Genomic DNA, 21,209 nt, shown 5'->3' on the forward strand with positions numbered 1-21,209 from the left:
CGCTTCGCCGTGTCTCTCAGTGGTTGACGCCCCCGGATCGGCCGGGCGGTGCATCCCTGCAGACCACGGAAAGGTGATCGCTCATCATGGCCAAGCTCATCGTCAGCCAACTCATGTCCCTCGATGGTCACCTCGCCGGCCCGGGAGGCGACCTCAGCGGCCTGCCCATGGGCGCGGCCTTCGACCAGCACAACCTGGAGTTGCTGCGCCGGGCCGGCACGCTGGTGTTCGGCCGCACGACCTTCGGCATGTTCGAGGGCTACTGGCCGCAGGTGGAGCGCGATGCGAGCGCCGAGCCGGTGCAGCGCGAGATCGCGTCGCTCGTCCGCTCGGTGGGCAAGCTCGTCGTCAGCGACACCCTGGTGCGCGGCCCCGATGCCGCCTGGCCCGATGCCGAGGTGGTGCGCCGCGCCGCGTCGCGCGCCCGCGTCGCGCAGCTCAAGGCTGGCGCCGGCCGCGACCTGTTGATGTACGGCGGCACGATGGTGTGGCAGGACCTTTTCGCCGCCGGCCTCGTCGACGAACTGCACCTGCTCGTGGGCAACGTGGTGCTGGGGGCCGGCGTGCCGCTCTTCGCGCCAGGTGTCACGCAGCGCATCAGCTTGCTCGGTCAGCGTCACTTGCCCGGCTCCGAAATCGTGGCGCTGCATTTCGAGGTGTCGCCAAGGGATTGAGGCACGCCTAAACTCTTCTGTCACCCTCTCACCGACAGGAGCCCGCCATGTCTTTGCGCATCAACGACACCGCCCCCAACTTCACGGCCCAGACCACCCAGGGCCGCATCGATTTCCACACCTGGATCGGCGACAGCTGGGCCTGCCTCTTCTCGCACCCGAAGGACTTCACCCCGGTGTGCACCACCGAGCTCGGCTATATGGCCCGCATCGAGCCCGAGTTCACCAAGCGCAACTGCAAGCTGATCGGCCTGTCGGTCGACCCGGTCGAGAACCACGAGAAGTGGGTCGCCGACATCGAGGAAACGCAGGGCGCCAAGGTCAAGTACCCGATGATCGGCGACACCGACCTCGCGGTCGCCAAGCTCTACAACATGCTGCCGGCCGACGAGCCCGGCACGTCGGAGGGCCGCACCCCCGCCACCAACGCCACGGTGCGCTCGGTCTTCATCATCGGCCCCGACAAGAAGATCAAGCTGATGCTGACCTATCCGATGACCACCGGCCGCAACTTCGACGAGATCCTGCGCGTGCTCGACTCGATGCAGCTCACCGCCAAGCACAAGGTGGCCACGCCGGCGAACTGGAAGCAGGGCGAGGACGTGATCATCACCGCCGCCGTCAGCAACGAGGAGGCCGAGAAATCCTTCCCCGGCTTCAAGACCATCAAGCCCTACCTGCGCACCACGCCTCAGCCGCGCTGAGGCGTGTTCACCAAAGCGCCTCAGCCGCGCTGAGGCCGCAAGGGGAGCGCGTCACAGCGCTTCCCACTGCGGCAGGCAATGCCGGGCCAGCGCCGTCACCCAGGCGGGCTGGCTCGGGTCGAACGCCAGGCCGAGCGCCGGGCTCACGAGAAAGCGGAAGCGCCAGAACGCCTGTGCGTCCTGCTCCGTCACGAAGGGCTCGAGGTTCTCGAACGGAATGGCCACCGTGCCGAGGTGCAGCACCGGGGCCGCGACGGTGATCTCCTCCAGGCGGCCGCTGTCCTGGAAGCGCAGCACGACGTCGCCGTAGTCCAGCTCGTTCAGGCCGATCTCGTTGCGCTGCGCGCGAAGGGGCGTGCCCCGCTGCTTGAGCACGTCGTCGCGCTGCAGCGAAAACGCATAGCCGGCAAACGAGAGATAAGGGTCGAGCCGCATCGTGTGAGCGCTCGACCGCGAGGGCCTTTCAGCGCCCCAGCTGCGTGAGCGCCGCCTGCAGGCCGGCGAGGCCGCCCACACGCTGCTCGTTGATGAAGATCTGCGGCATCTGCCTCACCGAGGGGCCGCACTTCTCGAAGAAGGCCAGGCGCTCGGCTTCGTCATCGATCTTCACTTCCGTGAAGTCGATCGACTTGGTCTTGAGCAGCATCTTGGCCTGGTCGCATTGTGGGCAGGCCGACTTGGAGTAGACGACGATGTTGAGGTTCATGCCGCCGAGTGTAGGCCGCGAGGCCCGGGCGTGAGGTGCGGGCGCCCCGGCTGAAAGCCGCCGCCGTCAATAACCGCCGCGCGACATCCACTGCACGATGCCCTGCTCGAGCCACATCGCGGCCGGCAGGGCCACCTTTTCGGCGGCCTGGTAGGCGGCGTCGGAGATGCCGCACGACTTGTCGACGCTGTAGCACTCGGCCAGGAGCTCCACCGCCGTGACGGCGAAGTGGGCCGGGCCGGTGAAGGTCGTGTAGGCCACGGCCTTGGTGAGCGAGAGGCCGAGCACGGTGAAGGCGATGGCGCAGTCGAAACGTTTGTCGGCCGCGATGCGCGCAATGCTCAGGTTCTTCTGCAGCAGCCGCACCGTCAGCTCGCCGGCGCTGAGGCTGGCGCCCTTCTTCACCAGGTCGAAGGTGAACGACAGCTGCTCCGCGAGGAAGGCGGCCACTTCATCCGACAGGTCGAGCTTGGCGGCGCCATGCTTGACCGATTGCTTGGCGCCCGCTTTCACGAGCTTGTAAAAGATTTCCTGGTCTTCCTTGGACATGGCGCGCTCCGTGACGGTGCGGCCAATCGTCGCGCTTTCCGGGCGACCTGGCTTCCTTCAATCGGCGGAGCCGCTCGCGGCAACGTCCTACAGCGCGCGCCTGGGTCGGCTGACGGCTTTGACGCAGTGCAGCAGGCAGCATCCACACCCGTGGAAGCGCAGGCCATGGTGGCCGCGCCCGCAAGCCCTCAGGAGAATCCCATGAAGAAGCAACTCACCGTCGCCCTGGCTGCGCTGTTCGTCGCGGGCACCGCCTTCGCACAGGCCGGCACGGCCGTGAAGGAATCGGCCAAGGCCACCGCCGAGACCGCCAAGCAAGGCGCCGAGAACGCCAAGGCCGCCGTGTCCGACCAGCCGGAGAAGACCTTGCACAAGGCCAAGGCGAAGGGCCACAAGGCCAAGGCCAAGCGACACGGCGAGAACGCCAAGGACGCGGCCAAGGACACCGTCAACTGACTGACGCACCGGCACGCCCAGCCGCATCGATCGCGTGAGTGAGGCCCATGGCCCGACGCACGCTCGCGAGCGCCTGGGCCAAGTCGTTCGAGCGCAGCGTCTCGGCGTGGACGCGCGCGAGCCTGCAGCACGGCCGGCAGCAGCTCGGCCAGGTGACGAAGGCGGCAGCGGCCAAGCGCCAGCCGCCACCGGGGCCGGGCGACTGGCTGCCCGGCGTGGCGATGGGCCTCACCGGCCTGCTGCGCTTTCATGTTTACCGCCCGGCCGGCCTGCACTACGCCGAGCGGGTGCCGGTGATGGTGATGCTGCACGGCTGCGGGCAGGACGCCCGCAGCTTCGCGCTCAGCACCCGCATGAACCGCCTGGCCGACAAGGAGCGCTTCCTCGTGGTCTACCCCGAGCAGGACCGCGTGGCCAACCCGCAAGGCTGCTGGAACTGGTTTGACACCCGCTCCGGCCGTGCGCACCACGAGGCCTCGCTGATCCTCAAGGCGATCGACCAGGTGGTGCTGTTCTACCCGGCCGACGCGACCCGCGTGGCCTTGATCGGGCTCTCGGCCGGCGCGAGCATGGCCGCGCTGCTGGCCACCCGTCACCCGGCGCGCTTCAAGGCGGTGGTGATGCACTCGGGCGTGGCACCAGGCTCGGCCGACAGCGGTGCGGCGGCCGTGCGCGCCATGCGCGGCCGCCAGCTGCTCACGCCTCTTGCCAGCACGCAGCGGCTGCCGCCCTTGATGGTGATCCATGGCGCGCACGACCGCGTGGTCGCCACGCGCAATGCGCAGGCCACCGCGAGCCTGTGGGCCGATGCGGCCGGGGCCACCGCAGCGGAGGCGAAACGCATGCAGCGCGGCCAGCGCCATGCGATGACGGTCACCGACTACGCGCACCGCGGCCGCACCGTGGCGCGGCTGGTGGAGGTCGACACGCTGGGCCACGCCTGGAGCGGCGGTGCCGCACGCAAGCCCTACAGCGACCCGCGCGGCCCCGATGCCTCGCGCATGGCGTGGCAGTTTGTGCAGCGTCAGTTCGGGGCCTGAGGCCGGTGGGCGCTGGAGGCGAGGCGGGCCTCGTCCTGCACAATCTCGCGCCACCTACCAGGACCGACAAGGACCGAGCGCATGACCCCCGAAGAACGCCGCGCCCTGCGCGCCAAGCTCATCGCCGCCCGCCAGGCCTTGCCTGACCGCCTGGAGCGCGCCGTGCAACTGCAGCAGGTGCTGCGGGCCTGGCTCGTGAGCCGCAAGGAATCGACCATCGGCGCCTACTGGCCGATCAAGGGCGAGTTCGACCCGCTGCCGGCGCTCTTCCGCTGGAGCGAGGGCGGCCCCGAAGGCTCGCCGCGCCGCATCGGCCTGCCGGTGACCGACAAGCTCACCGGCGAGCTGCGTTTCCACGTGTGGTACCCGGGCTGCGAGATGGAACTCGACGCCCACGACATCCCCAAGCCCAAGGGCACCGACCAGTTCAAGCCCGGCCTCCTGGTGCTGCCCTGCGTGGGCTACGGGCCGGGCGGCGTGCGGCTCGGCTACGGCGGCGGCTTCTACGACCGCACCATCGAAAGCCTGAACCCGCGGCCGCTCACCATCGGCGTGGGCTATGCGCATGGGTTCCTGCCGATGCTGCGCGCGGAGCCCGACGACCTCACGGTCGACGTGATGCTGACCGAGGAAGGCGTGATGTGGCAGCGCCCCGGCACCTGAACTGAAGGGCGGCGGCGCTCCACCACCGGCGGAACGCGGCGTGCTCCACTCCGACCGGAGGTGCCCATGGACATGCTGGTCAACATCGACGTGCCCGACCTGCCGCGCGCCGAAGCCTTCTATTGCAACGCGTTCGGCCTGCGGCCCGGCCGCCGCTTCGGCGGCGAGGTGGTGGAGCTGCTCGGCGGGCCGGTGCCGATCTACCTGCTGCAAAAGCCGGCGGGCAGCTCGCCCGTGCCCGGCGGCACGCAGGTGCGCAGCTACAGCCGGCATTGGTGCCCGGTGCACCTCGACATCGTAGTGCCCGACATCACCGTCGCGGTGCGGCAGGCACTGACGGCCGGAGCCATCCAGGAAAAGCCGGTGCAGCTGGCGAGCTGGGGCAAGCTCGCGATGTTCTCCGACCCGTACGGCAACGGGTTCTGCCTGATCGAATTCGTGGGCCGGGGCTACGACGAGATCGCCACGTGAAAATATTCCGGCCGGCGTGTCGATTTGGGGAGGGCCTGCCCGTCGTGTCATCAGAGCCACCCATTTTTCCAACCCGGCTCGCTCAACCCTCCAGGAGAACGACATGCGCGTGATGGTGATCGTGAAGGCCAGCCCCGAATCCGAAGCCGGCAAGATGCCCAGCACCGAGCTGATGGCCGCAATGGGCAACTACAACGAAGAGCTGGTGAAGGCCGGCATCATGAAAGGCGGCGACGGCCTGCACCCCAGTTCGCGCGGCAAGCGTGTCGCCTTCTCGGGCCAGAACCGCACGGTGATCGACGGCCCCTTCGCCGAGACCAAGGAGCTGATCGCCGGCTACTGGGTCTGGGAGGTGAAGGACATGGACGAGGCGGTCGCCTGGGTCAAGCGCTGCCCCAACCCGATGGAGAGTGACTCCGAGATCGAGATCCGCCCCTTCTTCGAGGCCGCCGATTTCGGCGAGGCCTTCACGCCCGAACTGCAGGCGCAGGAAGAGCGCCTGCGCCAGCAGCTGGGCGGCGAGACGCGGATCTGAGCCCAGGCCTCGGCCGTCTGGTCGATCGGCCACGTCAATCGGCCACTTGCACCACCACCTTGCCGAGGTGGTGCCCGTCGAGCAGGCCGACCAGGGCGGCGGGTGCGTTTTCCAGGCCGACGACACGCGCTTCGTGCAGCTTGACGCGGCCGCTTGAGACCCATTCGCGCATCTCGCGCTGGAAGGCGTCGAAACGCTCGCCGTAGTGGTCGAGGATAATGAAGCCCTGCATGCGCACACGCTTCTGCAGCACGGTGGCGAGCAGCTGCGCGCGGCGGTCGGGCGCGGTCGATGTGCCGTCGTCGTTGTAGTGCGCGATGAAGCCACAGACCGGGATGCGCGCGTTCAGGTTGAGCAGCGGCAGCACGGCGTCGAGCACCTCGCCGCCGACGTTTTCGAAATAGACGTCGATGCCGCCCGGGCAGGCCTCGGCCAGGTGTGCCGCGAGGCGCGGGTCGTGGCGGTCGAGGCAGGCGTCGAAGCCGAGCACCTCCACCGCATGGCGCACCTTCTCGGCACCGCCCGCGATGCCGACGACACGCGCGCCTTTCAGCTTGGCGATCTGGCCGACCATCGCGCCGACGGCGCCGGTGGCGGCCGCCACGACCACGGTCTCGCCGGGGTGTGGCTGGCCGATGTCGAGCAGGCCCACGTGGGCGGTGAAGCCCGGCATGCCCAGGCCGCCGAGGGCGTGTGAAGGCTGGGCGAGATCGTCGATCACTTGCAGGTCGCTGCCGTCGCTGAGGGCGTGGTCCTGCCAGCCGGCGTTGGCGAGCACGAGTTGCCCTTCAACGAACTGCGGGTGGCGCGAGGCCACGACGCGGCTCACCGTGCCGCCGACGAGGGGCGCGCCGATCTCGATCGGGGGCGCGTAGCCGGGGCCGACCTCGTCCATCAGGTTGCGCATGTACGGGTCGAGCGAGAGCCACAGCGTGCGCAGCAGCACCTGGCCTTCGGCAGGCGTGGGAACGGGCTGAGTTTCGAGTCGGAAGTCGCCCGGCTGCGGCCGGCCCTTGGGCCGGGATGCGAGCACGATGCGGCGGTTGAGGGTGGTCATCGTGTCTTCCTCAGATGCGCACCCGGCGAGGGCCGTGGCGCAGCGTGAGCAGCGTGCCAAGCGTGATCGCCGCGACCGCAAAACCGGGCGCACCGAGCGCGCCGACGTGGTCGACCAGCAGGCCCCCGCCAATCGCACCGCTGGCGATGGCGATCTGGAAGGCCGCGACGAGCAGGCCGCCGGCGCCTTCGGCCTGGTCGGGCGCGGCGCGCACGATCCAGGTCTGGAAGCCGACCGGGAAGGCGCCGAACGCGAAGCCCCACAGCGCCACCGCGATCGCCGTCACCGTGGCCGAGTGGCCGGCGATCAGCAGGCTGGCCGCCAGCACCACGATCAGCGCGCCACCGGCCACGATGGCGTGGCGCTCGCTGCGCCCGGCGAGGTAGCCGCCGGCGAAGTTGCCGAAGAAGCCGCCCACGCCATAACCAAGCAGGATGGCGGTGATCGCGCTCACGGGCAGGTGCGTCACCTGCTCCATCAGCGGGCGGATGTAGGTGAAGCCGGCGAAGTGGCCCGAGATCACGAGCACCACCGCGAGCAGCGCCACGCGCACGCTGGGGCGTGTGAGCAGCTCGCCGAGCACGCGCAGGCTCGGGTTGTCGCGTGGGGGCAGGGCGGGCATCGTGAAGAACTGCGCCAGGAGCGTGATCACGCTCACCGCGCCGGCGGCGACGAAGGCGCTGCGCCAGCCCCAGAGGTCGCCCATCCACGCGCCGATGGGCGCGGCACAGACGGTCGCGACCGACACGCCGGTGAGGATGACCGACATCGCGCGGGCGAAGAGCGGCTCGGGCACGAGCCGCATCGCGAGCGCCGCCGCCATCGACCAGAAGCCGCCGAGCGCCACGCCCAGCATCACGCGGGCGACGAGTAAGGTGGCGAGGCTGCTCGCGGTGGCCGCGATCAGGTTCGACAGCACCAGCAGCACGGTCAGCGCGAGCATCACGTGCTTGCGGTCGAAGCGGCGCGTGAGCAGCGGGATCGACGGAGCAGCGACCGCACCTACCAGTGCGGTGGCGGTGACCGCCTGGCCGGCGGCGCCGTCGCTCACCTGCAGGTCGGCGGCCATCGCGGTGAGCAGGCTGGCCGGCAGGAACTCGGCGGTGACGAGGCCGAAGACGCCCAGGCCCAAGGCGCCGATGGCGGGCCAGTGGGTGTCGGAAGGCGTGGCGGAAGCAGGGGAATCGCCGGCAATGGCGACGCAATCGGGGCAGGTGGCGGACATTGGCAAACGACAGTTGGGAAGACGAGCGGCCAGCTTAGGCGTAGCATTTCGGCGTTTCCATGCCAGAAATGCCGAAATGCTTGCTCATTCGTCCAGGCTTCCCGAGCCACAAGGTGTGCCCGACGCACTGACCGAGATCCTCTTGAACCTGCGCCTCGAAGGCGTGGAGTACGGGCGCTGCGTGCTGCACGGTCCGTGGGCCATCAGCTTCCCGCCGCAAGGCTCGGCGCGCTTCCATTTCGTCGCCGGGGGCGGCTGCTGGCTGCGCACGCCGACCACCGACTGGCTGCAACTGAACCCGGGCGACGCGGTGCTGCTGCCGCGAGGCAGTGCCCATGTGCTCGCCAGTTCGCCCGAGGTGCCGCCGGTCGACATCGACACGATGAACCGGCGCAAGGTCGCCGACAACCTCTACCTCGTGCGCGACGAGCGTGAAGAGACAGCCGAGCCCGACGTGATGTTCTGCGGCGCGCTGCGCTTCAATCTCGACCCGCTGCACCCGCTCGTGGCGATGATGCCGCCCGTGATGCGCGCCGGTGAATTGGCCCAGCGTGACCCGGCTGTGCCCGCGCTTCTCGATGCGATGGAGCGCGAAGTGGCGATGGACCGCATCGGCGCCTGCGGCATCCTCGCGCGCCTGGCCGACGTGCTGGCCGCCAGCATCATCCGCGCGTGGGTCGAGTGCGCCTGCAGCGACGCCACCGGCTGGATCGCCGCGGTGCGCTGCCCGTCGATCGGCAAGGTGCTCGCCGCCGTGCATGCGCAGCCCGAGCGCGACTGGCCGGTGCATGAACTGGCGGCGCTGATGGGCGCGTCCCGCTCACGATTCGCCGAAGCCTTCACCACCACGGTCGGCGAAACGCCGGCGCGTTATGTGGCGAAGCTGAAGATGTTCCAGGCGCGGCGCTGGATCGCGCAGGAAGGCATGCGCGTGGCGACCGCGGCCGAGCGGCTGGGCTACGACTCCGAGGCCTCGTTCAGTCGCGCCTTCAAGCGCATCATCGGCCACCCGCCGAGCACGGCGCGGGCCGAGCACCGCGCGGCGCGCACGGCGCTGCTCACGCCGGGCTGATTCAGACCGCGTACAGCTCGGCGGCGCGGTCCTTCAGCTTCGCCGGCACGCTGCCCGCGAGGCCCACCGCGGCGCGGCTGGCCAGCATGCGCTGGAACACCCGCTGCACCTGGGCAGCATCCACCGCCTTCAGCCGCGCGAGCCACTCGCCCGGCTCGCGCAGGCGGCCGAAGGTGAAGAGCTCCTGCGCCGCCACTTCCATGCGCTTGGCCGGCTGCTCCAGCGCGCGCAGGGCCCGCACGCTGATCTGGTTGCGCGCGCGCGTGAGGCCCTCCTCATCGATGTGCTCGGCGTGTTGCCGCAGCAGGCGCGCCACCTCGGTGATGAAGGCTTCGGCCTGCGCCGGCTCGGTCGCGCCGTCGATCACGAACTGGCTGGCGAGCGGGTACACGTCGGCCGAGCAGCCCACCTGGTAGGCCAGGCCGCGCCGCTCGCGGATCTCATCGAGCAGCGGCGAGCTCATGCCTTCGCCCAGCAGCGCGGCGGCGAGCACGTCGGCCAGGTGCGCGTCATCGGCGAGCGGCGGCGCAGCGAAGCCGAGCACGATCTGGCACTGCGCGCTGCCCGACAGGCGCCGTAGCTTCACGCCGCCGTGCCACTCGGGCGGCGGCACGGTGTTGGGCTCGCCGCGCGGCATGTCGCCGAAGGCGCGCTCGGTGGCCGCGATGAGCGCGGCCTCGTCCACCGGCCCAGCGGCGGCCACGACCACGTTGCAGGCGGTGTACTGCTGCTGCACGTAGGCCAGCAGGTCGTCGCGCGTGAAGCGCTTGATGTTGGCGCGGTTGCCGATCACCGGGCGGCCGGCGGGGTGCTGGTCGCCGTAGCTCGCCTTGTCGAAGAGGTCGAAGGCGATGGTCACCGGGTCTTCGTCGAACTCGGTGAACTCATGCTGGATCACCTGGCGCTCACGCTCCAGTTCGTCGGCGGGGAAGGTGCTGTGGCGCACGATGTCGGCGATCTGCGCCACGAAGGTCGGCAGGTCGTGCGGCAGGCCTTCGATGTGGAAGGCGGTGTGGTCCTTGTCGGTGTGGGCGTTGACCTCTGCGCCCAGGCGCTCGGCATCGAGGTTGATGCGCTGGCAGTCGCGCGTGGCCGTGCCCTTGAAGGCCATGTGCTCGACCACGTGACTGATGCCGTTCTGCGCGCGGGTCTCGTGCAGGCTGCCGGTGCGCACGAAGACGCTCAGGCTCGCCGTCTGGCGCCAGGGCATGGGGAGGGCGACGATGCGCAGGCCGTTGGGAAGGGTGTGCAGGCGGGGGGTGCTCAAGGTACGGTGCAGAACGACATCGAAAGGCGTAGTGTCCGCCACGCGACCGCGGCTGTCACAAACCCGCCCGCTCGAACGTCTATTGGAAAACTGCTCGAATGCCCTGCCCATGGACGCCCCTGAACCCACCCGCCTCGAAGACCCGACCCAGGCCTTTGCCCGCCTGAGACCGCGCCTGCAGGGCATCGCCTACCGCATGCTCGGCAGCGTGGCCGAGGCTGAAGAGGTGGTGCAGGACGCGTGGCTGCGCTGGCACGACGCGCAGGCCGACCCGCCCGACAACGGCGAGGCCTGGCTCGTCACCGTGACCACGCGGCTTGCGATCGACCGGCTGCGGGCGACCAGGGTGGCGCGCGAGCACTACACCGGCATGTGGTTGCCGGAACCGGTGCTGACCGAGTCGGCCGACAGCCCGCAGGACCTGCTGGAGCGTGCCGACGACCTCTCGGTCGCGTTCCTGATGCTCTTGGAGCGGCTCTCGCCAGAGGCGCGTGCGGCCTTCCTGCTGCGCGAGGTGTTCGACGTCGACTACCCCGAGGTCGCCCGCATGGTCGGCAAGGCCGAGCCGGCGTGCCGGCAACTCGTCAGCCGCGCGAAGAAGCAGCTCGCCGACGAGCGGCCGCGCTACCGCGTGACGCCCGACACGCACCATCGGCTGCTCAGCCAGTTCGCACAGGCGATGACGCAAGGCGACTTCGGCGCCCTGCGCGCCATGCTGAGCGAGGAGGCCGAGCTGATCGGCGATGGCGGCGGCAAGGTGCTCGCCTTCCCGAAGCCCCTGCAGGGCGGGCAGCGCATCGCCCAGCTCTTCTACGCGGCACACCGCAAGCTGCACGAGCGCCAGCGCGTGCAGCTTGTGCGGCTCAACGGCGAGTGGGGCCTGCTGCGCTTCATCGATGGCGCACTCGAATCGGCGCAGACCTTCGAGACCGATGGCGAGCGCATCCTGCGCATCCGCGTGCAGCGCAATCCCGACAAATTGGCCCGCATCGCCGCTGCTGTCACAGGTTGAAGGGCTCGCACGTCTTGTTGGGCATGGAAGCCGTTTCCATCAACCCACAGGAGTGAACGACATGACCCAGCGCATCAACTACATGCAGCAATCGCCCGAGCTCTTCAAGAAGTACCTCGAGTTCAGCACCGCGGCCAAGGGCGGCGCGATCGACGCGACGATCCAGCACCTGATCGAGATCCGCGCCTCGCAGATCAACGGCTGCGGCTTCTGCGTCGACATGCACGTCAAGCAGGCCACGATCCACGGCGAGCGCCCGCTACGCCTGCACCACCTCGCGATCTGGCGCGAGTCGACGCTCTTCTCGCCGCGCGAGCGGACGGCGCTGGCCTGGACCGAAGCACTCACCACGCTGGGTGCGCACGGTGTCGGCGATGACGTCTACGACAAGGTGCGCACGCAGCTGTCGGAGAAGGAGCTGTCGGACCTGAGCTTCCTCGTGATGGCGATCAACGGCTGGAACCGGCTCAACGTTGGCTTCCGCGGCGTGCCGGGCTCGCACGACAAGGCGTTCGGGCTCGACAAGGCCGGGCTGTCCTGAGGCGTTCGACTTCAGGCGTGCAGGCCGAGCCGGCGGCAGATCTCGAGCGGCGCCACCGACTGGTTCATCGTGTACAGGTGCAGCGCCGGCACACCGCCGGCGATCAGCTTCTCGCACAGCGCGGTGACCACGTCGAGGCCAAAGGCCTTGATGGAATCGACGTCGTCGCCATACGACTGCAGGCGCAGCCGGATCCAGCGCGGGATCTCGGCGCCGGAGTTGTCGGCGAAGCGGATGATGCCGGCGGAGTTGGTGATCGGCATGATGCCGGGCACGACCGGGATGTCGGCGCCAACCTTGCGGGCCTCGTCGACGAAGCGGAAGTAGGCGTCGGCGTTGAAGAAGAACTGCGTGATCGACGAGTTGGCGCCCGCGCGCACCTTGGCGAGGTAGGCGTTGAGGTCGTCCTGCGGCGAACGTGCCTGCGGGTGCATCTCGGGGTACGAGGCCACTTCGATGTGGAAGTGGTGGCCGGTCGCTTCGCGGATGAACGCGATCAGGTCGCTGGCATAACGGAACTCACCGAAGCCGCCGTAGCCGCTCGGCAGGTCGCCGCGCAGCGCGACGATGCGCTTGATGCCGGCGGCCTTGAACTGCTCGATCTTGGCCAGCACCGACTCGCGGTTGGCACCGATGCAGGTGAAGTGCGAGGCCGCGTCCACGCCCTCGGCGAGGATGGCCTGCACGGCCGCCAGCGTGCCGTCTTGCGTGGAGCCGCCGGCGCCGTAGGTCACCGAGCAGAACTCCGGCTTGAGCGCGTAGAGCTTCTGGCGCACGACGGCCAGCTTCTCGACGCCCTCGGGTGTCTTGGGAGGGAAGAATTCCAGGCTGATCGGAAGTCTCTTCATCGTCTGTCCTTGCTCAGGCGGGCTGCTTCGCCCACACGAAGAATTCGGTGTTGCCGTTGCCGCCCTGGATGGGGCTCTGGAAATACTGCTGCACCTTCAGGCCCTGCGCCTTGCAGGCCTGCCACAGGCGGTTCTCGACTTCGACGAAGTGCGCCGGGTCCTTCACAATGCCGCCCTTGCCGATCTGCGCCGGCTGCAGCTCGAACTGCGGCTTGACCAGCAGCAGCAGGTGGCCGCCCGGCTTCAGGTAGGTCACCATCGTCGGCAGCACGTGCGTGGAGGTGATGAACGACAGGTCGGCGGTCACGAAGTCGAAGCTGTGCTCGGCATGCGCTGCTGCAAAGGCACTGCCCGCGACATCGCGTGCATTGATGCCTTCGTAGCTCGTCACGCGGGCATCGCCCGCGAGCTTCGGGTGCAGTTGCCCGTGGCCCACGTCGAGGCCGACTACCTTCGCTGCACCGCTCTGCAGCAGCGCATCGGTGAAGCCACCGGTGCTCTGGCCGAGGTCGAGGCAGCTCATGCCGGTCACATCGATGCTGCAGTGTTTCAAGGCCCCTTCGAGCTTGAGCCCGCCGCGCGACACGAAGCGCAGCTCCGCGTCGTCGGTGATCTCCATCTCGCAGTCTTCGGGCACGTCGAGGCCCGCCTTGTTCACCACGGCCCAGCCCTTGGGGCCGAGCCAGCGCACGGCGTTGCGCTCGATCAACCGTTGCGCGGCCGACCGGGTGGGCACGAGGCCCCGTTGAAGGATCAACTGGTCGGCGCGCATCGGGATCAGTAGCGGTACGTGTCGGGCTTGTACGGGCCCTGCTTCGGCACGCCGATGTAGGCGGCCTGCTCGTCGGTCAGCTCGGTGAGCTGCGCGTTCAGCGTGGTGAGCTGCAGGCGGGCGACCTTCTCGTCGAGGTGCTTCGGCAGCACGTAGACCTTGCCGATGTCGTACGAGTCGGGGTGCGTGAAGAGCTCGATCTGCGCGATGGTCTGGTTGGCGAAGCTCGACGACATCACGTAGCTGGGGTGGCCCGTGCCGCAGCCGAGGTTCACCAGGCGGCCCTTGGCGAGCAGGATGATGCGCTTGCCGTCAGGGAAGATCACATGGTCCACCTGCGGCTTGATCTCTTCCCACTCGTACTTCTCGAGCGACGCGACCTGGATCTCGTTGTCGAAGTGGCCGATGTTGCACACGATGGCGTTGTTCTTCATCGCCTTCATGTGGTCGTGCGTGATGACGTCCTTGTTGCCGGTGGTGGTGACGAAGATGTCGGCCTTGTCGGCAGCCCAGTCCATCGTGACCACGCGGTAGCCTTCCATCGCGGCCTGCAGGGCGTTGATCGGGTCGATCTCGGTCACCCACACCTGCGCCGACAGCGAGCGCAGCGCCTGCGCCGAGCCCTTGCCCACGTCGCCGTAGCCGGCGACCACGGCGATCTTGCCGGCGATCATCACGTCGGTCGCGCGCTTGATGCCGTCGACCAGCGACTCGCGGCAGCCGTAGAGGTTGTCGAACTTGCTCTTGGTGACGCTGTCGTTGACGTTGATGGCGCGGAAGGGCAGCGTGCCCTTGGCACTCATTTCCTTCAGGCGGTGCACGCCGGTGGTGGTCTCTTCGGTCACGCCGATGATCTGGGCCGACTTGCGGGTGTACCAGCTCGGGTCTTCCTTCAGCTTGGCCTTGATCGAGGCGAAGAGGCAGGTCTCTTCTTCGCTCGTCGGGTTGGCGATGACCGACGGGTCCTTCTCGGCCTTCTTGCCGAGGATCATCAGCAAGGTGGCGTCACCGCCGTCGTCGAGGATCATGTTCGGGCCTTCGGTGGCCGAGCCCTTGGGGCCGAACTCGAAGATGCGGTGGGTGAAGTCCCAGTACTCGGCGAGCGTCTCGCCCTTGTGCGCGAACACCGGGGTGCCGGCGGCCACCAGCGCGGCGGCGGCGTGGTCTTGCGTCGAGAAGATGTTGCACGAGGCCCAGCGCACTTCGGCACCCAGCGCCTGCAGCGTCTCGACCAGCACGGCGGTCTGAATGGTCATGTGCAGCGAGCCGGTGACGCGCGCGCCCTTGAGCGGCTGGGTCTTGGCGTACTCGGCGCGGATGGCCATCAGGGCCGGCATCTCGCCTTCGGCGATCTTGATTTCCTTGCGGCCCCAGTCGGCAAGCGAGAGGTCGCGGATGGCGTGGTCGGTGGTGGGTTTGAGGACGGCTGCGTTCATGTGGGGCTCCATGTCGATCAAGGAACCCGCAGACGGCTGACGATGAGAGAGGGATCTGTCCACTCACCCACGAGGAACCATCGTGCGGGTGAGCGCGGTTGCAATTCGATTTCCGAGCCTGGGGCACGAGGTGGTGCCTTGCAACGCTCCTCGGAAAGTGGGGCGGATTGTAGTGCAGCGCTTTTCGCGGCGCCATGTCGTTTTTGGCAGTCGCGACTGTCACCCCAGAGACTGACGGGATTTTCCGGCGGGCGCACGATGAGGTAAACCGATCGGTGTACCTTCCGGTCGCATCACGAGGAGACGCCGATGTCGAAACTGCGCGGCCTGGGGCCCGCCCTGCCCATCCTCATCGGCGCTTCGCTGATGCTCAGCCTCAGCATGGGCCTGCGGCAGAGCCTGGGCATCTTCATGCCGCCGCTCACCAAGGACGTGGGCATCTCGGTCTCCGACTTCACCCTCGCGGTGGCGGTGCAGAACCTCGCCTGGGGCTTCCTGCAGCCGTGGGCCGGCGCGGTGGCGGTGCGGCTGGGCTACAAGCGGCTGATGCTCGCCGGCTCGCTGCTCTACATCGTGGGCCTGGTGCTGCTGGCCACGGCTCAGGGTTTCATCAGCGTGCTGCTCGGCGCGGGCGTGGCGATCGGTGCCTCGATGGCGTTGACCGGGCCGGCGTTCGCGATGGCGGTGGCCTCGCGGGCGGTGTCGGCGGCGGTGCGCAGCTCGGTGCTGGGCATCGTGTCGGCCGCCGGCTCGCTGGGCGCGCTGATGGCCGCGCCGCTCGGGCAGGCGCTCGCGCAGACCTCGGGCTGGCGTGTCGGGCTCTATGGCTTCATCGTGCTGTCGCTCGTCATCCTGCCGGCCGCCTGGTACGCGGGCAAGGCCGACGCGATGCCCGTGCCGCCCTCGCCGGGCGGCGATGACAAGAGCGCCGGCGACGTGGTGAAAGGGGCGCTGCGCCATGCGCCCTTCGTCGTGATGACCGCGGCGTATTTCGTCTGCGGCATGCAGCTCATCTTCCTCACCACGCACCTGCCCTCGTACCTGGCGCTGTGTGGCATGGACCCCATGCTCTCGGCCCAGGCGCTCGGCGTGATCGGAGGGTTCAACGTGCTGGGCAGCCTCTTCTTCGGCTGGGCCGGCGGGCGCTGGAACAAGCTCCTGCTGCTCGGTGGCATCTACGTGCTGCGCTCGATCGGCATCGCCTGGTACTTCGTCACCGCCCCCACGCCGGGCAGCACGCTGCTCTTCGCCGCCATCATGGGATTCCTGTGGCTGGGCGTCGGGCCGCTCGTGGCCGGCTCAATCAGCGAGACCTTCGGCGTGCGCTGGCAGGCCATGCTTGGCGGCGTGGCCTTCATGAGCCACCAGGTCGGCAGCTTCGTCGGCGCGTATGGCGGCGGGCTCATCTACGACGCACTCGGCTCGTACACGCTCGCGTGGCAGATCGGCGTGGGCGTGGGCCTGGTCGCGGGCCTCGTGCAGTGCGCCGCGGCGGTCGCGAAGCCGCCCGGTCCCCGCACGCCGGTGCCGGTGCCTGCATGAAGAGCGCCGTCTCCGCGGTGCCGATGAAGGACCGCATCCTCGAAGCTGCCGACGCGCTCTTCTATGGCCAGGGCATCCAGGCCGTGGGGGTGGATGCAGTGGCGGCCCAGGCCGGCATCAGCAAACGCACGCTCTACAAGCACTACCCGAGCAAGGACGAGCTGGTGGCGGCCTACCTCGCGCGCCGCACCGGCCAGGCGATTCCCTTCGAGGGCCCGCCGGTCGAGCAGATCCTCGGGCTCTTCGACGGCCTGGCGAAGTGGTTCGGCAGCAAGCGCTTTCGCGGCTGCGCCTTCGTCAACGCGGTGGCCGAGCTGAGCGGCGAGCGGCAGCACCCGGCGGTGGGCGTGGCGTCGGAGCACAAGGCGCGGCGGCTGGCGCACGTGCAGGCCTTGCTGCAGCAGCTGAAGGTCGAGGAGCCGGCGCTGCTGGCCGAACAGCTGATGGTGCTGTTCGAAGGGGCGGTGGCGGTGTCGATGGTGCGCGGCGGCGACCCGCAGGTGGCCGCGTCGGCACGCGAGGCGGCCTGCGTGCTGTTGCGCCATGCCGGCGTTGCCCTCGGCCGCGATGCGCGAGACTCGGCCCGATGAATCCCATTCCCTCCCGCCCCTGGCCCGAGCTGCCCATCGAACACGCGCGCTCGGTGCTGGGCGTCTTGACCGACATCGACGACACGCTCACCACCACCGGCGCGATCACCGGTGACGCACTGAAAGCCCTGCACGACCTGCAGGCGGCTGGCATCCCCGTCATCGCGATCACCGGCCGGCCGATGGGCTGGAGCGAGCCCTTCGCGCGCCAGTGGCCGATCGCCGCCATCGTGGCCGAGAACGGCTCGGTGGCACTCTTTCGCGAAGGTGGCGAGCTGCGCATCGAATACGCGCAGGACGCACACACCCGCGAGCACAACGCGCGCCGCCTGCGCGAGGTGGCGGCACGGGTGGTGCGCGAAGTGCCCGGTGCGACGCTCGCGCAAGACAGCGCCGGCCGCGCCACCGACATCGCCGTCGACCACAGCGAATTCGTGCAGCTCGACCAGGCCCGCATCGACCAGGTGGTGGCGGTGATGCGTGAAGAGGGCATGACGGCCACCGTCAGCTCGATCCACATCAACGGCTGGTTCGGCGACCACACCAAGCTCTCGGGCGCACGCTGGATCGTGCAGCGGCTCCTCAAGCGCGAGCTCGATGCCGAACACGAGCGCTGGGTCTACGTGGGCGACTCCACCAACGACCAGCTGATGTTCGGGCACTTCCCCCTGAGCGTGGGCGTGGCCAACCTCGTGCACTTCCGCGAGCAGTTGCACACCTGGCCGACCTACCTCACGGTGGGCGAACGCGGGCAGGGCTTCGCGCAGGTGGCGCAGGCGCTGCTGGCCGCGCGCTGAAGGCATGGGCAGCACACGACCCTTGCCACCACTTGCCATCGCCACCGCGCTGGCGCTCGGCGCCGCGGTGTCGCTCGGGCTCGCACGTTTCTCGTATGCGCTGCTGCTGCCGCCGATGCGGGCCGACCTCGCCTGGAGCTACCTCACCGCCGGGGCGATGAACACCGCCAATGCCGCCGGCTACCTGCTGGGTGCGCTGCTGATGCCGCGTGCGCTCGCGCACTGGGGAGCGCGGCCCCTGCTGATCGCCGGCAGCGTCTCGGCGGCGGGCCTGCTCGCGGCGCACGGCCTGGCGCGCGCCGACAACACGCTCTATGCGCTGCGACTGCTCACCGGCGTGGCGAGTGCCGCGACCTTCGTGTCAGGTGGCCTGCTTGCAGCGCGCCTCACCGGCGCACCCTCGGGCCTCGTGCTCGGCATCTACTACGGCGGCACGGGCGCCGGCATCATCGCCTCGGCTCTGCTCGTGCCGCCGCTGGTGGCCTTGCCCGATGGGCACGGCTGGCGCTGGGCGTGGGCCGCGCTCGGTGCCGTCGCGCTGCTGGCCACGCTGGTCGCGGCGCGTGCGACCCGCGGGGTGGGCAGCGCTGCGGCGGCGGCTTCGGCGGCGCACGGCCCCTCGGGGTGGACGCGCCTCGGCTTCGGCCTGGCGTCGTACTTCCTCTTCGGCCTGGGCTACATCGGCTACATGACCTTCGTGGTGACGCTGCTGCGCGAGCAGCAGATGAGCCATGGCTTCATCACCGTCTTCTACGGCGCGCTGGGGGCGGGCGTGATCGCGTCGTCGTTCGTCTGGGCCGGGCTCCTGCAACGGCACCGCAGCGGTCGGCCGATGGCGGTGCTCAACGGCGTGCTCACCGTCGCGACCGTGCTGCCGGTGCTGAGCACGCACCCGCTGGCCGTGCTGGCCTCGGGCGTGCTCTTCGGCGGCGTGTTCCTGTCGGTCGTGGCGTCGACCACGGCCCTGGTGCGGCACAACCTCGCGGCGGCGGCCTGGCCGGCCGGCATCGCCGCGTTCACCATCGTGTTTGCGGCGGGGCAGATCGTGGGCCCGAGCCTCGTCGGCTGGCTGGCCGACGGGGCGGGCGGCCTGCGCGCAGGCCTCGCCGTGTCGGCCGGGGTGCTGGCCCTGGGTGCACTTCTGGCCTCCTGCCAGCGTGCCTTGCCGATGACGGAGCAGACTCCATGAGCATCAACCTGCGTGACGATCCCGCCTTGTCCGGCCTCACCGTCTTCGAGCGCGGCTGGCTGTCGTCGAACAACGTGCTGATCCACGCGCAGGGCGACGAGCCCGGCGCCGTGCTCGTCGACAGCGGCCACGTCTCACACGCGGCGCAGACCGAAGCGCTGCTGCGCCACGCGCTGCAGGGCCGGCCGCTTGCGCGCATCGTCAACACGCACCTGCACTCCGACCACTGCGGCGGCAATGCCACGCTGCAGCGGGCCTTCGGTGCGCGGGTGATCACGCCCCCCGGCCAGGCCGAGGCGGTGCGGCGCTGGGACGAAGAGGCGCTGAGCTATGCGCCGACCGGCCAGCGCTGCGAACGCTTCACATTGCACGGCACGCTGTCGCCCGGCGAGGTGCTGCAGGCCGGTGGGCGGCGCTTCGAGGTGATGGCCGCGCCGGGGCACGACCCCGAATCGGTCATCCTCTTCGACGCGGCGAATGGCCTCTTGATCTCGGCCGATGCGCTGTGGGAGAACGGCTTCGGTGTCGTCTTCCCCGAGCTCGAAGGCGAGGCCGCGTTCGCCGACGTGGGCCGTGTGCTCGACGTGATCGAGCGCCTGCCCGTGCGCCTGGTCGTGCCGGGCCACGGCGGGCCGTTCACCGACGTCACCGCGGCACTCGCCCGCGCGCGTGCGCGGCTGGCGGCGTTCGTCAACGATCCGCAGCGCCACTCGCGCTATGCGGCCAAGGTGCTGGTGAGCTACCACCTGATGGAAGTGCAGGGCGAGACGCTGGCGCAGCTGCGCGAGTGGGTGGCCCGCACGCGCTACTTTGCGAGCGTCTGGACGCGTGCCGGGCAGGGCGAAGCCCCGTCACCGGCCGACTGGGGCGAAGCGCTGGCGCGCGAGCTGGTCGCCAGTGGTGCGGCGCGCTGGGACGGCGAGCGGCTGCTGGCCGGTTGAGCCTCAATCGAGCGCCAGAAACGTCGCCAGGCGTGCGAGGTCCGCGTCGAGCTCGCGGCGAAAGAGCGTGTCTCGCGGCGCGCGGCCGCTGGCGAAGCCGAGCTCGCGCGTGAGGGTGCCGGTGCCCGTCGAGAGATTGGCCCAGCCGATCACCTGGTCGCGCCACAGCAGCGGCAGCGCGTAGTAGCCGAGCTTGCGCTGCGCGGCGGGTGTGTAGGCCTCGAACTTGTACGTCCAGCCCCACAGCAGCTCGAAGCGGCGGCGGTCCCAGACGATGGGGTCGAAGGGGGCGAGCAGGCGCACTTCTTCGGCGGGTGCGTGTCGTGCGGCGCGCGGGTTCTCGTCGGCCGGCCAGTACCAGGTGGTGCCGTCGAGCTGCAGGCTCGCGAGGTGCTCGCGCGCGAGACGCATCGCCGCCTGGGTCTGCGTCTTCAGGTGCGGTGCGCCGTAGCCGAGCAACCGCGTGAGGTACACGAGGCTCGATGCAGGCAAGGGCGCGTATTTGCGGACGATGAGTTCGATCAGCGCGGCGGCACGCAGCGTGCGGCCGGCCGGGCTGTCGTCGCCTTGCGGATGCGCGGCCACTTCGTAGATGCGCGTACCGTTCTCGCGCCGCGCCACGCGCAGCAGGCCGCGGTAGTGCATGCCGTCGAGCAGCTTGGTGCTCGCGCTGGACGAGCCGCCCCAGTAGTTGGTGACGCGCCCGTGCGCGAAGTGTTCGTCGACCTCGCGCGGGTGCACCTGGCCGCGCTCGCGCACGAAGGCGAGCACCTCGTTGGCCTGGCGTTTGGTGGTGGGCTTCCAGGGGTGCGCCGCCACGCGGGGGTGCATCAGGGCGAGGTGCTCGCGCGGCAGGAAGCCGTAGTTGACGAAGCAGTCTTCCTCGACCGGCAGGCGTGCGTAGCGGCGCTCGAGGTCGCCGGCAAGGTAGCCCTTCACGCGGTGGCGCAGGGTGAGGTCTTGTGCGCGTGCTGGCGCACGGATCGGGTCGGCCTGCACGAAGCCCAGCTTCTGGATCGCACGCGCGAGCGTGGTGGGTGTGAAGAGCGTGCGTGCGACGGCGTAGCGGCGAAGGTCGTCGACGGTGAGGGTGGCGGGCATGCGTCGATTCTGTGGTGGGCG

25 protein-coding genes and 1 riboswitch are annotated in these 21,209 nt (G+C 69.5%); of the genes, 15 read left to right on the top strand and 10 right to left on the bottom strand.

The features are described from left to right. Positions 1–86 precede the first annotated feature (86 nt). Together JI745_RS19155 and JI745_RS19160 are read left to right on the top strand one after the other, a co-directional pair. Positions 87–674 (top strand): dihydrofolate reductase family protein, encoded by a 588-nt coding sequence (locus JI745_RS19155; RefSeq protein WP_201810670.1) that lies wholly within the window; start codon positions 87–89, stop codon positions 672–674. A 47-nt stretch (positions 675–721) separates the two neighbouring features. Continuing rightward, positions 722–1,378 carry a peroxiredoxin gene (locus JI745_RS19160; RefSeq protein ID WP_201810673.1) on the top strand — a complete coding sequence of 219 codons (657 nt, stop codon included), beginning with the start codon at positions 722–724 and terminating at the stop codon, positions 1,376–1,378. 51 nt (positions 1,379–1,429) lie between these two features. On the opposite strand, the gene JI745_RS19165 is transcribed toward JI745_RS19160, so the two are convergent. From JI745_RS19165 to JI745_RS19175, 3 genes are all read right to left on the bottom strand, one after another. Then, positions 1,430–1,813, bottom strand: a complete 384-nt coding sequence (locus JI745_RS19165; protein WP_201810676.1) for a hypothetical protein — start codon at positions 1,811–1,813, stop codon at positions 1,430–1,432. A 28-nt stretch (positions 1,814–1,841) separates the two neighbouring features. Then, the gene (locus JI745_RS19170; protein WP_201810679.1) at positions 1,842–2,084 is read right to left on the bottom strand and encodes a glutaredoxin domain-containing protein; all 243 of its coding nucleotides are present in this window, start codon (positions 2,082–2,084) and stop codon (positions 1,842–1,844) included. A gap of 66 nt (positions 2,085–2,150) precedes the next feature. Further along, on the bottom strand, positions 2,151–2,633 hold the full coding sequence (locus JI745_RS19175) for a hypothetical protein (protein WP_201810682.1): 483 nt from the start codon (positions 2,631–2,633) through the stop codon (positions 2,151–2,153). A 201-nt stretch (positions 2,634–2,834) separates the two neighbouring features. On the opposite strand from JI745_RS19175, the gene JI745_RS19180 reads away from it, so the two are divergent. The 5 genes from JI745_RS19180 to JI745_RS19200 all read left to right on the top strand — a co-directional run bounded on the left by JI745_RS19180 (position 2,835) and on the right by JI745_RS19200 (position 5,798). Next, a complete protein-coding gene (locus JI745_RS19180; protein ID WP_201810686.1) occupies positions 2,835–3,089 on the top strand; it encodes a hypothetical protein in 255 nt (84 codons plus the stop codon). A 47-nt stretch (positions 3,090–3,136) separates the two neighbouring features. Then, complete coding sequence (locus JI745_RS19185; RefSeq protein ID WP_201810688.1) at positions 3,137–4,129, top strand: PHB depolymerase family esterase; 993 nt, start codon at positions 3,137–3,139, stop codon at positions 4,127–4,129. A gap of 81 nt (positions 4,130–4,210) precedes the next feature. Beyond that, a complete protein-coding gene (locus tag JI745_RS19190; protein ID WP_201810691.1) occupies positions 4,211–4,792 on the top strand; it encodes a 5-formyltetrahydrofolate cyclo-ligase in 582 nt (193 codons plus the stop codon). Between the two features lie 66 nt (positions 4,793–4,858). Next, complete coding sequence (locus tag JI745_RS19195) at positions 4,859–5,263, top strand: VOC family protein (protein ID WP_236675050.1); 405 nt, start codon at positions 4,859–4,861, stop codon at positions 5,261–5,263. A 103-nt stretch (positions 5,264–5,366) separates the two neighbouring features. Beyond that, on the top strand, positions 5,367–5,798 hold the full coding sequence (locus JI745_RS19200) for a YciI family protein (RefSeq protein WP_201810696.1): 432 nt from the start codon (positions 5,367–5,369) through the stop codon (positions 5,796–5,798). Positions 5,799–5,832: 34 nt separating this feature from the next. Here JI745_RS19200 and JI745_RS19205 read toward each other — a convergent pair whose 3' ends face one another. Both JI745_RS19205 and JI745_RS19210 read right to left on the bottom strand, forming a co-directional pair. Then, positions 5,833–6,855: an NADP-dependent oxidoreductase gene (locus tag JI745_RS19205; protein WP_201810699.1), complete on the bottom strand. Its 1,023-nt coding sequence runs from the start codon at positions 6,853–6,855 to the stop codon at positions 5,833–5,835. A 10-nt stretch (positions 6,856–6,865) separates the two neighbouring features. After that, positions 6,866–8,080, bottom strand: a complete 1,215-nt coding sequence (locus JI745_RS19210) for an MFS transporter (protein WP_201810702.1) — start codon at positions 8,078–8,080, stop codon at positions 6,866–6,868. Between the two features lie 115 nt (positions 8,081–8,195). Between JI745_RS19210 and JI745_RS19215 the strand changes: the two genes are divergently transcribed. Beyond that, on the top strand, positions 8,196–9,152 hold the full coding sequence (locus JI745_RS19215) for an AraC family transcriptional regulator (RefSeq protein WP_404932821.1): 957 nt from the start codon (positions 8,196–8,198) through the stop codon (positions 9,150–9,152). A 1-nt stretch (position 9,153) separates the two neighbouring features. Here JI745_RS19215 and JI745_RS19220 read toward each other — a convergent pair whose 3' ends face one another. Beyond that, complete coding sequence (locus JI745_RS19220) at positions 9,154–10,419, bottom strand: pitrilysin family protein (RefSeq protein ID WP_236675051.1); 1,266 nt, start codon at positions 10,417–10,419, stop codon at positions 9,154–9,156. Between the two features lie 109 nt (positions 10,420–10,528). Here JI745_RS19220 and JI745_RS19225 point away from each other — a divergent pair, with 109 nt between their 5' ends. Both JI745_RS19225 and JI745_RS19230 read left to right on the top strand, forming a co-directional pair. Next, positions 10,529–11,431 (top strand): RNA polymerase sigma-70 factor, encoded by a 903-nt coding sequence (locus JI745_RS19225; protein WP_201810711.1) that lies wholly within the window; start codon positions 10,529–10,531, stop codon positions 11,429–11,431. A gap of 61 nt (positions 11,432–11,492) precedes the next feature. Continuing rightward, positions 11,493–11,972 (top strand): carboxymuconolactone decarboxylase family protein, encoded by a 480-nt coding sequence (locus JI745_RS19230; RefSeq protein WP_201810714.1) that lies wholly within the window; start codon positions 11,493–11,495, stop codon positions 11,970–11,972. A gap of 11 nt (positions 11,973–11,983) precedes the next feature. On the opposite strand, the gene metF is transcribed toward JI745_RS19230, so the two are convergent. Genes metF through ahcY form a run of 3 tightly spaced genes read right to left on the bottom strand, consistent with a single transcriptional unit; the run spans position 11,984 to position 15,028 of the window. Next, a complete protein-coding gene (metF, locus tag JI745_RS19235) occupies positions 11,984–12,820 on the bottom strand; it encodes a methylenetetrahydrofolate reductase [NAD(P)H] (RefSeq protein ID WP_201810717.1) in 837 nt (278 codons plus the stop codon). Positions 12,821–12,833: 13 nt separating this feature from the next. Further along, positions 12,834–13,592 (bottom strand): TlyA family RNA methyltransferase, encoded by a 759-nt coding sequence (locus JI745_RS19240; protein WP_201810721.1) that lies wholly within the window; start codon positions 13,590–13,592, stop codon positions 12,834–12,836. Positions 13,593–13,597: 5 nt separating this feature from the next. Then, positions 13,598–15,028, bottom strand: coding sequence for an adenosylhomocysteinase (gene ahcY / locus JI745_RS19245; RefSeq protein WP_201810723.1), 1,431 nt, complete (start codon positions 15,026–15,028; stop codon positions 13,598–13,600). Positions 15,029–15,111: 83 nt separating this feature from the next. Beyond that, positions 15,112–15,186, bottom strand: a riboswitch (S-adenosyl-L-homocysteine riboswitch). Between the two features lie 151 nt (positions 15,187–15,337). On the opposite strand from ahcY, the gene JI745_RS19250 reads away from it, so the two are divergent. The 5 genes from JI745_RS19250 to JI745_RS19270 are packed head-to-tail and all read left to right on the top strand — an operon-like array spanning position 15,338 to position 20,087. Beyond that, positions 15,338–16,570, top strand: coding sequence for an MFS transporter (locus JI745_RS19250; RefSeq protein ID WP_236675052.1), 1,233 nt, complete (start codon positions 15,338–15,340; stop codon positions 16,568–16,570). Continuing rightward, the gene (locus JI745_RS19255; protein WP_201810725.1) at positions 16,567–17,160 is read left to right on the top strand and encodes a TetR/AcrR family transcriptional regulator; all 594 of its coding nucleotides are present in this window, start codon (positions 16,567–16,569) and stop codon (positions 17,158–17,160) included. Before JI745_RS19250 ends, JI745_RS19255 begins: the two co-directional genes overlap by 4 nt. Next, entirely contained in the window at positions 17,157–17,957 is an 801-nt protein-coding gene (locus tag JI745_RS19260; RefSeq protein WP_201810727.1) for an HAD-IIB family hydrolase, read from the top strand. Before JI745_RS19255 ends, JI745_RS19260 begins: the two co-directional genes overlap by 4 nt. Positions 17,958–17,961: 4 nt before the next feature. Then, a complete protein-coding gene (locus JI745_RS19265; protein WP_201810729.1) occupies positions 17,962–19,146 on the top strand; it encodes a YbfB/YjiJ family MFS transporter in 1,185 nt (394 codons plus the stop codon). Then, a complete protein-coding gene (locus JI745_RS19270; protein ID WP_201810731.1) occupies positions 19,143–20,087 on the top strand; it encodes an MBL fold metallo-hydrolase in 945 nt (314 codons plus the stop codon). Before JI745_RS19265 ends, JI745_RS19270 begins: the two co-directional genes overlap by 4 nt. A gap of 3 nt (positions 20,088–20,090) precedes the next feature. On the opposite strand, the gene JI745_RS19275 is transcribed toward JI745_RS19270, so the two are convergent. Beyond that, entirely contained in the window at positions 20,091–21,188 is a 1,098-nt protein-coding gene (locus tag JI745_RS19275; protein WP_201810733.1) for a DNA glycosylase AlkZ-like family protein, read from the bottom strand. Positions 21,189–21,209 lie beyond the last annotated feature (21 nt).

This window comes from Piscinibacter sp. HJYY11 (assembly GCF_016735515.1).
Classification (GTDB): Bacteria; Pseudomonadota; Gammaproteobacteria; order Burkholderiales; family Burkholderiaceae_C; genus Rhizobacter.